Genomic DNA, 12,437 nt, shown 5'->3' with positions numbered 1-12,437 from the left:
CGCTAGTGCTCGAACACCAGCCGCGCGCCGACCGTACCCTCGAGGCTGCGGATCTGCTGGAGCAGCGCCGCTGAATCCTGGCCGGCTAAGTCGGCATCGAGCACGACGTAGCCGAGATCGCCGGCGGTCTCCAGATATTGCGCAGCGATGTTGATGTCGCGTTGGAGAAACACTTCGTTCAGGCGCCGCAGCATGCCGGGTACGTTGCGATGGACGTGGCTGAAGCGCGCGCCAGAGGGCCGCAAGTGCAACTGCACCTCCGGGAAATTCACCGCGCCCATGGTCGAGCCGGTGATGAAAAAGTCGACCAGCTTGCGCGCAACCTCACCGCCGATCCGCTCCTGCGCCTCCTCGGTCGAGCCGCCGATATGCGGCGTGAGGATGACGTTCTCGAGGCCCTGCATCGGGCTGTTGAAGCGATCCGCGTTCGAGGACGGCTCGACCGGAAACACGTCGACGGCCGCGCCGGCGAGATGGCCGTCGCGCAAGGCGCCCGCGAGCGCATCGAGATCGACCACGGTGCCGCGGCTGTTGTTGATCAGGAACGAGCCTGATTTCATCGCCCGCAGCTCCTTCTCGCCGATCATGCCGGCGGTCTCCGGCGTCTCGGGCACGTGCAGGCTGACGACGTCGCTCTGCGCCAGCAGCTCCTCCAGTCTCTCGACCGGCTCGGTGTTGCCGTGACGGAGCTTGTCGGTGCGGTCGAGGTAGATCACGCGCATGCCCATGGCCTCGGCGAGCGTCGAGAGCTGCGAGCCAATATTGCCGTAGCCGACGATGCCGAGGGTGCGGCCGCGCACCTCGCGGCTGCCGGTCGCCGACTTGTCCCAGCCGCCCCCATGCGCCGACACCGAGCGCGGAAAGATCCGCCGCAGCAGCATCACGATCTCGCCGATCACGAGTTCGGCGACGCTGCGCGTGTTGGAGAACGGCGCGTTGAACACGGGAATGCCGCGCTTGCGCGCCGCGGTCAGATCGACCTGGTTGGTGCCGACGCTGAAGCAGCCGACCGCGAGAAGCTGGTCGGCGGCCCCAAGCACCTCATCGGTGATCTGGGTGCGCGAGCGGATGCCGAGCAGCGACACGCCCTTGAGCGCCCGCCGCAGATCCTCGCCGTCCAGCGCCTTGGTCAGGCGCTCGATATTGGAGAAGCCCGCGCTTTTGAACAGCTCGACTGCGCTATCATTGACGCCTTCGAGCAGCAGCGCCTTCGCATTCCGCTCGGGGCTTTGGCCGGGGGCTGGCATTGTATCTCCGTAAGTAGACCTTTGCCGCAGCTCATAGACCGCGGACGGTGCGCGGCACAATAGGGCCTGGATACGGGGAGAAGATGGCGGGAGCCCGCCATGCTTGCGTCAGCAATTCCGCCATCCCGAGAGGGTGAAGGGTAACAGAGTCAGATCACATAAAACCCGTGCGTTCCGTCCCGGCGGAGCTGCTCGACCAGGCCATACTCCCAGTTCAGATAGGCCTGCATCGCACCTTCGGCGACGTCGGTGCCTTCATAGGGGCGGCGGTAACGATGTGCCGGATCTGGCTTCGGCAATACGCGCGGCGGGCCGATCTCGAGCGCACCGTCATAGCCGCCTTCGAGCACATAGACCTCCCAGCCCATCTGCGCGAGCCAGGACGCCGTCATGTCGGCACGCACGCCCTTGTCGTCAGTCAGGAGAATGCGCGCCCCACGCACCGGTGCGGCCATGTCGGTCTCCTGAACGAGCTGGCCGCCAGGATAGTGGCGGAAGCCGGGAAGGTGGCCGGCCGCATATTCCTCGGCATCGCGCACGTCGAAGCGATAGAGCGTGCGGTCGGTCCGCGCGACAAGCGCCGCCGCCTCGCTCGCGCCGATATGACGAACGCCGGCCCGATAGGCGAGGTCGCGGGCATTGGCCGGGCCGCCTTCGAACGGCCCGAGCCCGCCGCGCCTGCCGGCGCCGTGATCGAGCCTGTGCCGCGCCAGCGTCCAGCCGATGGTGCCGTTGCGCAGCGCGCACACCTTGTTGGGCACGCCGGCATTGATCAGCGACTGGGTGCCGATGATCGAGCGCGTGCGGCCGGCGCAATTGACGATGATCGTGGTGGCGGGATCGGGCGCGGCGCTGCCCGCGCGCAGCACCAGCTCCGCGCCCGGCACGCTGACCGAGCCCGGAATGTTCATGGTCGCATATTCGTCGAAGCGGCGAACGTCGAGAATGGCGATGTTGGCCTTCTCGGCAATGAGCTTTGCCACCTCGTCGGCGCTGAGCGAAGGCGTGTGGCGGCGCGCCTCGACCAGCTCGCCAAATGCTTTTGAATAGGAATTGACGTCCTCGAACACCTCGTAGCCGGCCTTGCGCCAGGCCCTCAGCCCACCATCGAGCACGCTGATGTTGCTGTAGCCGAGCGCGGCCAGACGTTCGGCGCCGGTCGCAACCAGCTCTTCCCCATCGTCATAGAGCACGATCGCCACGTCCTTGCGCGGCAGCCTGACCTCGGCTTCGACCGCGATCCGGTCGGCAGCCATGTTAGCAGCGAACAGCGGATGGCCAGTCGCGAACGCCGCCTCGTATCTGAGATCGAGCAACGCGATTTCTTCGCGCAACAGCAACGCGCGGCGGATCTCGGCGGGATTGACGGTGCGGCGCTTCATGGCGTGAACCTTGACGAGAACAGGCCATGGGCTTTTGAACGATTGTCGCGCGCTTGGCTAGCCTTCGCGTCGCGGTCACTCGCCTGGAACGAGCTGCCCGAGCGGGGGCTGCGCCGGTCGCCGCAGCTTGCGATGCCGGTGACCGAGAACAACGGCATCAGCGCCACGACGCTCATCGAGGCGAACTTGCCGGCCATCCCAGGATCGCACCGCGATGGTTGTCGCAGATGCCGGCGATGATCTTCTCGCCGAACGTCTCGTCACGCGAACCGCGGCAGTGTACCGCGATTTCGTGGGATCTCAGGCGATGGCAGGCGCCATCAACGCGTCGAGCTTCCGCTGGAACGCGGCGCCGTCGGACAACGCGCGGAGCGGCGGTCGCACACGCAGCCAGCTGGCATCGCCCGTCTGCGCCGCGAGGATGGCCTTCAGCGTCGCGACCAGAGATGGCGTCTTGACCACGACGTCGATCGCGGCCTGCATGCGCGCTTCGACATCCTTGCCGTCGACCATGGCCTTGACCAGCTCCGGCACGACATTGGCCATGCCGCAGATAGTGCCGGCGCCGCCGGCGGCGATCGCACGGGCGATGTCGGCTTCGTTGCCGACGGTGATGGCGAGGTCGGGCGCGGCGTTGTGGAACGCCTGGAATTGCTTGAAGTCGCCACTGGAATCCTTCAGGCCCGCAACCACCTTGCCGTAGCGCTTGCGCAGATTCGCAGCGACGCTGGTCGGGATCACAACGCCCGAGACCTGCGGAATGTGATAGAGCGAGGCGCGCAGGCGATCGTCGCCGACGCCGTCGATGATCGCGGCGAAGGCATCCTCGATGCCTTCAGGGGTGACGTTGCGATCGAAGTAAGGCGGCAGCAACAGGACGTGACGCAGGCCGAGGCCGAGCACGGCGCGCGTCAATGCGATGCCGTCGGTGATGGCGGGGAAGCCGCCGCCGATGCCGATACGCTCCGGCGCGACGCCGGCCTTGAGCACGGCTTCGATGGTCGCGATACGTTCGGCTGCAGTGAACGAGGTGCCCTCGCCAGTGGTGCCGAACAGCACGACACCGTCGATCCCTCTACTGAAGAGTTGCTTGGCATGAGCCGCGAGCTTTGTGGAATCCACGCTGCCGTCCGTCGCCAGGGGCGTCACTGATGCCACCCAGAACCCGCGAATTGCCTCCATCATCAACATCACCCTCTGCTGCGGCTTCGGACTAAGCCTCTGATCCATCACGATCTTCAGCGCCTGTCGAAGCATTGTTTTTGCTTTACATTTCGCCTTGTACCTTACATACAAGGCGAATGCAAACCCGCGCCCGTCGGCGCCCCCCAAGGAGGTCTCGCATGGACATGGCGCCCCCCGCTGAGCTTCCCGACCAGTTGCTCGGCGCACTTCGCGACAAGCTCGGCCCCGCTGCGGTGCTGACCGGCAGCGACGTGCCGGCGCGCAATTGCAACGATTGGAGCGCGAGCCTGCCGCAAACGCCGCGCGCGGTGATCCGTCCGCTCGATGCGCAGGGCGTTGCCGATGCGATTCTGGCCTGCCGGCAGGCGCGGCTTCCCTTCGTGCCGCAGGGCGGATTGACCGGGCTGTGCCGCGGCGCATCGCCCGAAACAGGCTGGGTCGCGATCTCGCTCGAGCGCATGACCGGCATCGAGGAGATCGATCCTGCGTCGGCAACGATGACGGTAAAGGCAGGCACTCCGCTGGAGACGATCCAGAAGGCCGCAGATGAGGCCGGCTTCTTCTTTCCGCTCGATCTCGGCTCGCGCGGCTCCTGTGCCATCGGCGGCAATCTCTCGACCAATGCCGGCGGCAACCGCGTGATCCGTTACGGCATGACGCGCGAGCTGGTGCTCGGGCTCGAAGTGGTGCTGCCCGACGGCACCATCATCACCAATCTCAACAAGCTGATGAAGAACAACGCCGGGTACGATCTGAAGCATCTCTTCATCGGCTCGGAAGGCACGCTCGGCATCATCACCCGCGTGGTGCTGCGGCTGTTTCCAAAACCGCGTTCGACCATGGCTGCGCTGTGCGCGCTGAAGGACTATGCCGCGGTGATCGCGCTGCTCGGCGCGGCGCGCAGCGGGCTCGGGCCGCTGCTGTCGGCCTTCGAGGTGATGTGGCCGGACTATTGGGACGTGATCACGATTCGCGCCGGCGTGAAGCCGCCGGTCGCAGCTGGCCACGGCCTCTACGTGCTGGTGGAGGCGCAAGGCACCGACGAGAGTATCGACGCGCCGCGCTTCCAGACCTGGCTCGAAGAGCTAATGGAGCGCGGGCTGCTGACTGACGCGGCGGTGGCGCAATCGCTGGCGCAAACGCAAGCGTTCTGGCGCGTGCGCGACATCTGTGCCGAGTTCGGCCAGGTGCTGGGGCCGCACATCTCCTACGACATCGGGCTGGCGGTGGCGCGGATGGACGAGTTCGCGACGCGCTGCAAGGCCGCACTCGCTGATGGCATCAAGGGCTGCGAGAGCGTGTATTACGGCCATATCGGCGACGGCAATCTGCATCTCGTCTCCTGGGTCAGGGGTCTCTCCGTCGCGCAGCAGCCGAAGGAGGAAATGGACGCGATCATCTATGGTCTCGTGCGCGAGATGGGCGGCAGCGTCTCCGCCGAGCACGGCATCGGCACGCTGAAGAAGAAGTGGCTGGATCACGCCAGGAGCGAGCCTGAGATCGCGCTGATGCGCACCCTGAAGGCCGCGCTCGATCCCGAGCATCTGCTCAATCCCGGCAAGGTGATCTGACCGAGCCCATGAAGTCGTTGAAGCTCGATACGCCGAAATCGCTGTCGCAGCGGGTGATGCAGCGGCTGCGCCAGGCCATTATCGACGGTGAGTTCGCGCTCGGCGCCGCCATCTCCGAGGAGATGGTGGCAAATTCCTTCGGCGTCAGCCGCACGCCGGTGCGCGAGGCGATGGGCCAGCTGCAGGCGCAAGGCCTTGTGGTGATCCGGCCGCAGGTCGGCAGCTTCGTGTTCACGCCGAGCGCGGAGGACATCCATGCGCTCTGCACCTTCCGCATCGCGCTCGAGCCGAAGGCGGCCGAGTTCGCCTTCCGCCACGACCGCGACGGTGCTGTCGCCGCGATCAGCGCAGCGATCGCCGCAATGGAGCCGGCGATCGCGGCAAGAGACAACATCGCCTATGGCCGCGCCGACGCCGCTTTTCACGAGGCGCTGTTCGCCCATTGCGGCAACCGCTACCTCGCCGAATCCTATCAGCTCGTCTCCGGCCGCGTCGCCGCGCTCCGCACCAATTTGACCTCGCCGATCGACGTGCGCACCCGCTCGTCGTTCGAGGAGCATCGCAGGCTGCTCGATCTGTTCGCACGCGGCGAGCAAGCCTCCTTCGAAGCGCTGATGACGACGCACATCACCAATTCGGGCTTGGTCTATGCCAAGGCGCTGAAATTAGAGGCGCTGAAAGTAGAGGCGGTGAAGATGAAGATGGAGGCGCCGAGGATGGATTGAGCGCCGTCACGGCTCCTCCTCCGGTCCCGGCCTGTCCAGAAAATCCAGCGCGGTGTTGATCTGTTCGAGCTGGTGCTCAAGCCTGTCGCGGTCTTCGACCGACTGCGCTGTCTCGAGCTGTTCCACGAGCTTCTGCTTCCGCATCAGCAAGTTCTCTATGACGGTGCTCACAATTCCCCCATCGCCAGAGGCGACGTCACGAACGCCGAGATGGTGGAGGCGCGCGCGACACGGGCCCGGTTAGAACCCTGGACCAGAATGTCCGCAGCGGCGATTGGTTCCCGCGGCCGACACCCGATCAGCGCGGCCGCGAGGATGGAACTCCGCGCTCCACGCGTCATGACGATGCCGCCAAGCTGCATCGGCGAGACATCGGCAAGGCCGCGCATCGATCGGTTGAATTCACCCGCCCGGAGCCCTATGCCTATCCGTATGGACACCCAGATCGTCACCGCCGAAAAGCCCCTGATGGCACAGGCGCGCCCGCGCAAGCCGGCGCCGTTCCTCCCCATGAGCCGTGCCGAGATGAATGCGCTCGGCTGGGATGCTTGCGACATCGTGCTGGTGACGGGCGATGCCTATGTCGATCATCCGAGCTTCGGCATGGCGATCATCGGCCGGCTGCTGGAGGCGCAAGGTTTTCGCGTCGGCATTATCGCGCAGCCGGACTGGCACTCGGCGGAGCCGTTCAAGGCATTGGGCAAGCCAAATGTGTTCTTCGGCGTCACCGGCGGCAACATGGATTCCATGGTGAACCGCTACACCGCGGACCGCCGCCTGCGCCATGACGATGCCTATACGGCCGGCGGCGAAGGCGGCAAGCGGCCGGACCGCTGCACCATCGTCTACGCCCAGCGCTGCCGCGAGGCGTTCAAGGACGTCCCCATCGTGCTCGGCGGCATCGAGGCCTCGCTGCGCCGGATCGCACATTACGATTACTGGTCCGACAAGGTGCGCCGCTCGGTGCTGGCCGACGCCAAGGCGGACCTTCTGCTCTACGGCAATGCCGAGCGCGCCGTCGTCGAAGTGGCGCAGCGGCTCGCCGCCGGCGAAGCGCCGCGCGAGCTCGACGACATCAGGGGCGTCGCGCTGTTCCGCAAGGTCCCTGCGGATTACACCGAGCTGCACGCCGACGATCTCGACTCCGCCGACGAGGGCGCATCGCGCCAACGCGGCGCCACGGTGATCCGCCTGCCGGCCCTTGAGCAGGTCGAGCAGGACCGCGAGGCCTATGCGCGCGCTTCACGCGTGCTGCACCGGGAGAGCAATCCGGGCAATGCGCGGCCGCTGGTGCAGCGTCACGGCGATCGCGATCTCTGGCTGAACCCGCCGCCGATCCCGCTCACCACCGAGGAGATGGACGCGGTCTATGACCTGCCTTACGCGCGCGCGCCGCATCCGTCCTACGGTGATGCAAAGATCCCCGCCTGGGAGATGATTAAATTCTCGGTGACGATCATGCGCGGCTGCTTTGGCGGCTGCACCTTCTGCTCGATCACCGAGCATGAGGGCCGCATCATCCAGAACCGTTCGGAGGGCTCGATCCTGCGCGAGATCGAGAAGATCCGCGACAAGACGCCGGGCTTCACCGGCGTGATCTCCGACATCGGCGGCCCTACCGCCAACATGTACCGGATGGCGTGCAAGGATCCGAAGGTCGAGGCGGCGTGCCGGCGGCCGTCCTGCGTCTTCCCCGAGATATGTCCGAACCTCAACACCTCGCATGACGATCTGATCCGGCTCTATCGCAAGGTGCGCGAGACCCGTGGCATCAAGAAGGTGATGGTCGCCTCCGGCGTGCGCTACGACCTCGCGGTGGAGAGCCCCGAATACATCAAGGAGCTCGTCACCCATCACGTCGGCGGCTATTTGAAGATCGCGCCGGAACATACCGAGCGCGGCCCGCTCGACAAGATGATGAAGCCGGGCATCGGCGCCTACAACCGCTTCAAGCGGATGTTCGATGAAGCCGCCGAGCAGGCCGGCAAGAAATACTATTTGATCCCCTATTTCATCGCGGCACATCCCGGCACGACCGATGAGGACATGATGAACCTCGCGCTGTGGCTGAAGAAGAACCGCTATCGCGCAGATCAAGTGCAGACCTTCCTGCCCTCGCCGATGGCGACCGCCACCGCGATGTACCACACCGGCGTCAACCCCTTGCGCGGCGTCCGCCACGGCGGCAGCGACAAGGTCGAGGCGATCAAGGGCCTGCGCCAGCGCCGCCTGCACAAGGCGTTTCTGCGCTACCACGATCCCGACAATTGGCCGGTGCTGCGCGAGGCGCTGAAGGAGATGGGCCGCGCCGATTTGATCGGCTCGCAGCCCCACCAGCTCGTCCCCGCGCACCAGCCCCCCGGCACCGGCAAGGCCGCCGGCACGAAGCGCCCGCTGCGCCCCGGCGGCAGGACGCAGCGGTTTACAACCAAGGGCGTGCGGGTGATGAAGTAGCGGGACGAGTGAGCTTTGCTGCCCCCGCAACAAAAAATGTCGAAAACAACCCCATGCACAGTAGCCGGCCCTAGCGGGATCAATGGCTTAGACACTTCGCAAAAGACGGTTGACCCGTCGGGCAAAAAGTCGTTGCCCCGTCGGGCAACACAGGCGCATGATGGCATCATTGGGCACGTGGGATAGAGCGAGCCCGGTCTCTGCCCGCATCGATAGTCTCGAGCTTCACACCGCGTCCCACGCGCAGGCTGTCGCACGCCTGTTCGACGCGTTGCAGGGGGATTTATACTTCCCCGGGGGATTAGCACCTTAGTAGGGCGACACCGGCTTCACCCTCCGCGGCTGGGTGGCCCGCCTGAGCCGTTACAGCTTCGTCAACACAGCCGGGCACCAAATCCGGATGCGCTAGCGCGTGCCGCGATGGAGCCGGTCATCAGAGGCGTGTTCGAGGAATTTGCCAACACCCAGGAATTCTGCTTTGGCTCAAAGGCTGCCTTGGCCAATTGCCTGGCCCTAGTCGGGTCCTTTACGGAAGCAACCTTCCCGGCGCTCTGAGCTAAGTGCAGCTATGGGTCTTGGTTGTGTGCAAACGGATAGGTCGGCACGCGGCCGTGGTCGCCCATCATTGCGGGCGGCCGATGTTGTCGCGTCGGATCGTCCAATGGCGGCCAAAGTGGGTATCACGACGCGGTATTGCGCTTTTGGACGCACTTTCCGGCCTTCAGGAGGCGCGGATGGCTGCAATCAGGCTCGGTTTGCCGACGATGTTCATCACCCGTGTGAGGTTGTAGGCGAGAACATGCAGCGCCATCTCAGCGGCGACATTCCGTAGGCGCTTCATCAGGAAGTGGGTCGCACCCATACGGGCTTTTATCGTGCCGAAGGGATGCTCGACGGTCTCGCGCCGCGTCCGCATGGCGTCGGGATTGGAATCGAGCCGTCTCTGGACCTCCTCGACCACATGCTCATGCTCCCAGCGCGTGATGCGGCGCTCCTTGGACGGCGTACATTGGCTCTTGATCGCGCAGCCTTGGCACGCCGCTGTCGACCAGTAACGGCGCAGCGTCATTCCATGCTCGATGTTGGTGTAGTGATAGGGCAGCAGCTGGCCGGATGGGCAGCGGTAGACGTCCGCATCAGCCAGGTAGGCGAAGTCCTGTTTGCCGAACCGGCCCTCCGCCTTGGCGTTCGACGTCATGGGCTTAGGCAAGGTGACTGCAACGCCGGCCTCTTCGCAGGCTAATATCTCCTCTCCGTCGAAGTAGCCACGGTCGGCGACCGCCTCGAGTTTGTCCACTTCGAGCACTTCTTTGGCTTGCTTCGACATCCGAGCAAGCTGCCCACGGTCGCTGCCGACGTTTATGACCTCGTGCGTAACAATCAGATGGTGTTCGGTGTCCACCGCGACCTGGACATTGTAGCCGACGACACCCGATCCGCGTCCGCTGGTGGCCATCGAACGGGCATGCGGATCGGTGAGCGATATCTGTTGATCCGGCGTGTTGCGCATCTGCGCATCAAGCACTTCCAGGCGGCTCATCTCCTGTTTTAGCCGAGCGATCTTTTCCTTGATCCTCGTCGTCTTGATGCTGATCGCTTCCGATGGCTCCTGCCGATCGGCGCTATCGAGTTGATGCAGATATCGACCGACGCTTTCCTCAATCTGCGCCATCCGCCTTGCCATCTTGGCATGCGTGAAGTTGCGGTCGCGGTTGTTCACCGCCTTGAACTTGCTGCCGTCGATTGCGACGCTTGGGGTCTGCAACAGGCCCATTTGCCGGCATAGTGCAATGAACTTCGCACAAACCTTCCGGATCGCCGCGCCATTGTCCTTCCGGAAGTCGGCGATCGTCTTATGATCGGGAGCCAGGCGGCCGATTAGCCACATCACCTCGATATTGCGGCACGCCTCACGTTCCAGGCGGCGACTGGACTGCACCCGATTGAGATAACCGTAGATGTAAAGCTTCAGAAGGACTGCCGCATGGTAGGAAGGCCGGCCCGTCTCCTTGGCGATCACACGCTCAAACCCCATTCCATGCAGGTCGAGCGCCTCGACGAACACATCGATCACATGGACCGCGTTGTCCTCGCTTACCCAATCCTCCAGACATTCCGGCAAGAGCGTCAGCTGGGATCTGTCCGCGCCTTCAACGAAGCGTCCCATCCGTGTCCTCCATCAGGAAACGGAGGAATCGTAGCCGACTCGTGGCTTTTCACACAGCCAGGGCCAATACCAGACTTGGGACCATTTAGCGGAGTGGACGAAGGTCTCTGCAGGTTCAAAGGCAATCATAATGTCCGGCGGCTCCCGCGACGGAAGGGGTTCCTTTTTGCTCGCTGCTGGTGTTTCCTCTGCGCGGAGGACAGGCATGCGGGGATCGCTGGGGGAAAAGATCGGTGTAGGCGCCTTCTCCGAAGTCTACGCCTGGGCGCCCGGTCAGGTCATCAAACTGTTTAAACCCGGCGTGTCGCGTTGGATGCCCCGGCACGAGGTGCGCATGATCCGCGCCGTGCGCGCCGCCGGCGTCCCGGTGCCGGAGGTGTTCGGCGACGTGACGCTGGATGGGCGCTTCGGCATCGTCTTGGAGCGCCTCGACGGACCGACCCTGTGGCACCTCTCGCGGACCGGCGCGGTGCCGTTCGCGCAGGCGGGCGCGATCGTCGCGGCTCTGGCCATGTCTCTTCACAAGACGTGCCCGCCGCCGGAGGTCCTCTCCATGCGGGAGCATATGGAGCGCGAGTTGCGGCACGACGACGGCAAGGTCCCGAAGCACATCGCTACCGATATCCTCGCCATGATCGACCGCCTGCCGACCGACGACGGGCTTTGCCATTGCGACCTTAGCCCCGGCAACGTGATCATGACGGCGGAAGGCCCAAAGCTCGTCGACTGGACCTTCGCGATGCGCGGGCCCGCCGCCCTCGACCTTGGGTTCTTGCATGTCATCCTGTCCGAGCTCGGCCCGGAAATCGCAGACGATCCGCAGCGGCCGCGCGCCACCAATGCGGCGGCGCAATCCGAATATGCGCGGCTGGCCGGCATGTTGCTCGCGGAGTTGACGGCAGCCATGGAGCCGTATTTGCCCATCGTCCGCACCTTCGTCGTCCTTGGCAACGTGGTGCCTTCCTTGCGGGAGCGGTTGATCCAACGCATCGAAGCGGGGCTGCGCTCGGAAGACTGAACCATCTTCGCGCGAGCCGAAGTGGCCTGTCGAAGCGAGACGTCGGCCGTTTGCTCGCTGAGAGGCAGCTCTATGTTCCGAGTCCGCTCCGGTCAACAGCGGTGATTTGAGCCTCGGCCATTGACTTCCGGTCTGCCCCGCACGTCGGACATGTCCGTGCGCCGGACAAGCGGTCGCGAACGGCCAGAAGCAGTTCTTAATCATTGGCCCTCGTCTGCCCGTAGGCCAAGGCCATGAGATTCCTGTCGCGTCATTGCTCGCGGACGCCGGCTTTTCTGAGTCCTTCGATGATGCCGTCGTACTCACGACGAAACTGCGGATTGCTCGAACGTGCGTAGCCGATTTGCTTGAACCACTGGATCGTGAAGTCCGGTCGGATTGCATTTAATTCGACCATTACTTGCTGGGCCATTTCCGATTGGCCGGTGGCTCCATAGGCAGCAATCAGATCTGCATACGGAAACCAGTCCGATTTGTTCAAATTTATGGAGCGCCTACATTCCTCAATACCTTCCTTGTATTGGCCTAGATGAACATGAGCGTGACAGAGGAAAAACGCCAAGTCCCAGCAGCCGGATCTTTGGGGCTCAGGCGCAAAGCGATCTGAATCGGAGAAAACGCTTCGGCCGCGCGTCCCGCCGTAACAAGTACGATCCCCTTGGATGCATACGCGACGGGCGAATTAGGA

The 12,437-nt window shown here is 64.4% G+C and carries 11 protein-coding genes and 1 pseudogene; 4 read left to right on the top strand and 8 right to left on the bottom strand.

Going from position 1 to position 12,437, the window contains the following annotated elements; genetic code table 11:
* Window positions 1–2 precede the first annotated feature (2 nt).
* The 4 genes and pseudogenes from serA to IVA78_RS21095 form a co-directional block, all read right to left on the bottom strand.
* On the bottom strand, window positions 3–1,247 hold the full coding sequence (gene serA / locus IVA78_RS21110) for a phosphoglycerate dehydrogenase (protein WP_247467478.1): 1,245 nt from the start codon (window positions 1,245–1,247) through the stop codon (window positions 3–5).
* Window positions 1,248–1,396: 149 nt separating this feature from the next.
* Window positions 1,397–2,629, bottom strand: coding sequence for a rhodanese-like domain-containing protein (locus IVA78_RS21105; RefSeq protein ID WP_247467476.1), 1,233 nt, complete (start codon window positions 2,627–2,629; stop codon window positions 1,397–1,399).
* A gap of 75 nt (window positions 2,630–2,704) precedes the next feature.
* Window positions 2,705–2,891 (bottom strand): annotated as a pseudogene (locus IVA78_RS21100) (PepSY domain-containing protein); the annotation flags it as partial.
* A 38-nt stretch (window positions 2,892–2,929) separates the two neighbouring features.
* Window positions 2,930–3,814, bottom strand: a complete 885-nt coding sequence (locus IVA78_RS21095; RefSeq protein WP_247467474.1) for a dihydrodipicolinate synthase family protein — start codon at window positions 3,812–3,814, stop codon at window positions 2,930–2,932.
* A 158-nt stretch (window positions 3,815–3,972) separates the two neighbouring features.
* Here IVA78_RS21095 and IVA78_RS21090 point away from each other — a divergent pair, with 158 nt between their 5' ends.
* On the top strand, window positions 3,973–5,385 hold the full coding sequence (locus IVA78_RS21090) for an FAD-binding oxidoreductase (protein WP_247467473.1): 1,413 nt from the start codon (window positions 3,973–3,975) through the stop codon (window positions 5,383–5,385).
* A gap of 8 nt (window positions 5,386–5,393) precedes the next feature.
* Entirely contained in the window at window positions 5,394–6,110 is a 717-nt protein-coding gene (locus IVA78_RS21085) for a GntR family transcriptional regulator (protein ID WP_247467471.1), read from the top strand.
* 6 nt (window positions 6,111–6,116) lie between these two features.
* On the opposite strand, the gene IVA78_RS21080 is transcribed toward IVA78_RS21085, so the two are convergent.
* Both IVA78_RS21080 and IVA78_RS21075 read right to left on the bottom strand, forming a co-directional pair.
* Window positions 6,117–6,254 (bottom strand): hypothetical protein, encoded by a 138-nt coding sequence (locus tag IVA78_RS21080; RefSeq protein WP_247281505.1) that lies wholly within the window; start codon window positions 6,252–6,254, stop codon window positions 6,117–6,119.
* A gap of 23 nt (window positions 6,255–6,277) precedes the next feature.
* Entirely contained in the window at window positions 6,278–6,499 is a 222-nt protein-coding gene (locus IVA78_RS21075) for a hypothetical protein (RefSeq protein WP_247467468.1), read from the bottom strand.
* Window positions 6,500–6,542: 43 nt separating this feature from the next.
* On the opposite strand from IVA78_RS21075, the gene IVA78_RS21070 reads away from it, so the two are divergent.
* Window positions 6,543–8,564: a YgiQ family radical SAM protein gene (locus IVA78_RS21070; RefSeq protein WP_247468051.1), complete on the top strand. Its 2,022-nt coding sequence runs from the start codon at window positions 6,543–6,545 to the stop codon at window positions 8,562–8,564.
* 721 nt (window positions 8,565–9,285) lie between these two features.
* Here IVA78_RS21070 and IVA78_RS21065 read toward each other — a convergent pair.
* Window positions 9,286–10,731, bottom strand: coding sequence for an IS1182 family transposase (locus IVA78_RS21065; RefSeq protein ID WP_247467466.1), 1,446 nt, complete (start codon window positions 10,729–10,731; stop codon window positions 9,286–9,288).
* 205 nt (window positions 10,732–10,936) lie between these two features.
* On the opposite strand from IVA78_RS21065, the gene IVA78_RS21060 reads away from it, so the two are divergent.
* The gene (locus tag IVA78_RS21060; protein ID WP_247467464.1) at window positions 10,937–11,749 is read left to right on the top strand and encodes an aminoglycoside phosphotransferase family protein; all 813 of its coding nucleotides are present in this window, start codon (window positions 10,937–10,939) and stop codon (window positions 11,747–11,749) included.
* Between the two features lie 250 nt (window positions 11,750–11,999).
* On the opposite strand, the gene IVA78_RS21055 is transcribed toward IVA78_RS21060, so the two are convergent.
* Entirely contained in the window at window positions 12,000–12,230 is a 231-nt protein-coding gene (locus tag IVA78_RS21055; protein WP_247467462.1) for a hypothetical protein, read from the bottom strand.
* Window positions 12,231–12,437: the final 207 nt, after the last annotated feature.

Origin of the sequence: Bradyrhizobium sp. 137 (assembly GCF_023074095.1) — a bacterium.
Classification (GTDB): Bacteria; Pseudomonadota; Alphaproteobacteria; order Rhizobiales; family Xanthobacteraceae; genus Bradyrhizobium.
The sequence above is the reverse complement of the archived record's forward strand: the minus strand, read 5'-3'. Positions and strand labels throughout refer to the sequence as shown.

Coding starts and splice junctions, on each gene's coding strand:
- serA (WP_247467478.1), bottom strand. CDS start 1,247: ATGCCAGCCCCCGGCCAAAGCCCCGAGCGGAATGCGAAGGCGCTGCTG.
- IVA78_RS21095 (WP_247467474.1), bottom strand. CDS start 3,814: ATGATGGAGGCAATTCGCGGGTTCTGGGTGGCATCAGTGACGCCCCTG.
- IVA78_RS21085 (WP_247467471.1), top strand. CDS start 5,394: ATGAAGTCGTTGAAGCTCGATACGCCGAAATCGCTGTCGCAGCGGGTG.
- IVA78_RS21090 (WP_247467473.1), top strand. CDS start 3,973: ATGGACATGGCGCCCCCCGCTGAGCTTCCCGACCAGTTGCTCGGCGCA.
- IVA78_RS21105 (WP_247467476.1), bottom strand. CDS start 2,629: ATGAAGCGCCGCACCGTCAATCCCGCCGAGATCCGCCGCGCGTTGCTG.
- IVA78_RS21080 (WP_247281505.1), bottom strand. CDS start 6,254: ATGCGGAAGCAGAAGCTCGTGGAACAGCTCGAGACAGCGCAGTCGGTC.
- IVA78_RS21070 (WP_247468051.1), top strand. CDS start 6,543: ATGGACACCCAGATCGTCACCGCCGAAAAGCCCCTGATGGCACAGGCG.
- IVA78_RS21060 (WP_247467464.1), top strand. CDS start 10,937: ATGCGGGGATCGCTGGGGGAAAAGATCGGTGTAGGCGCCTTCTCCGAA.
- IVA78_RS21065 (WP_247467466.1), bottom strand. CDS start 10,731: ATGGGACGCTTCGTTGAAGGCGCGGACAGATCCCAGCTGACGCTCTTG.
- IVA78_RS21075 (WP_247467468.1), bottom strand. CDS start 6,499: ATGCGCGGCCTTGCCGATGTCTCGCCGATGCAGCTTGGCGGCATCGTC.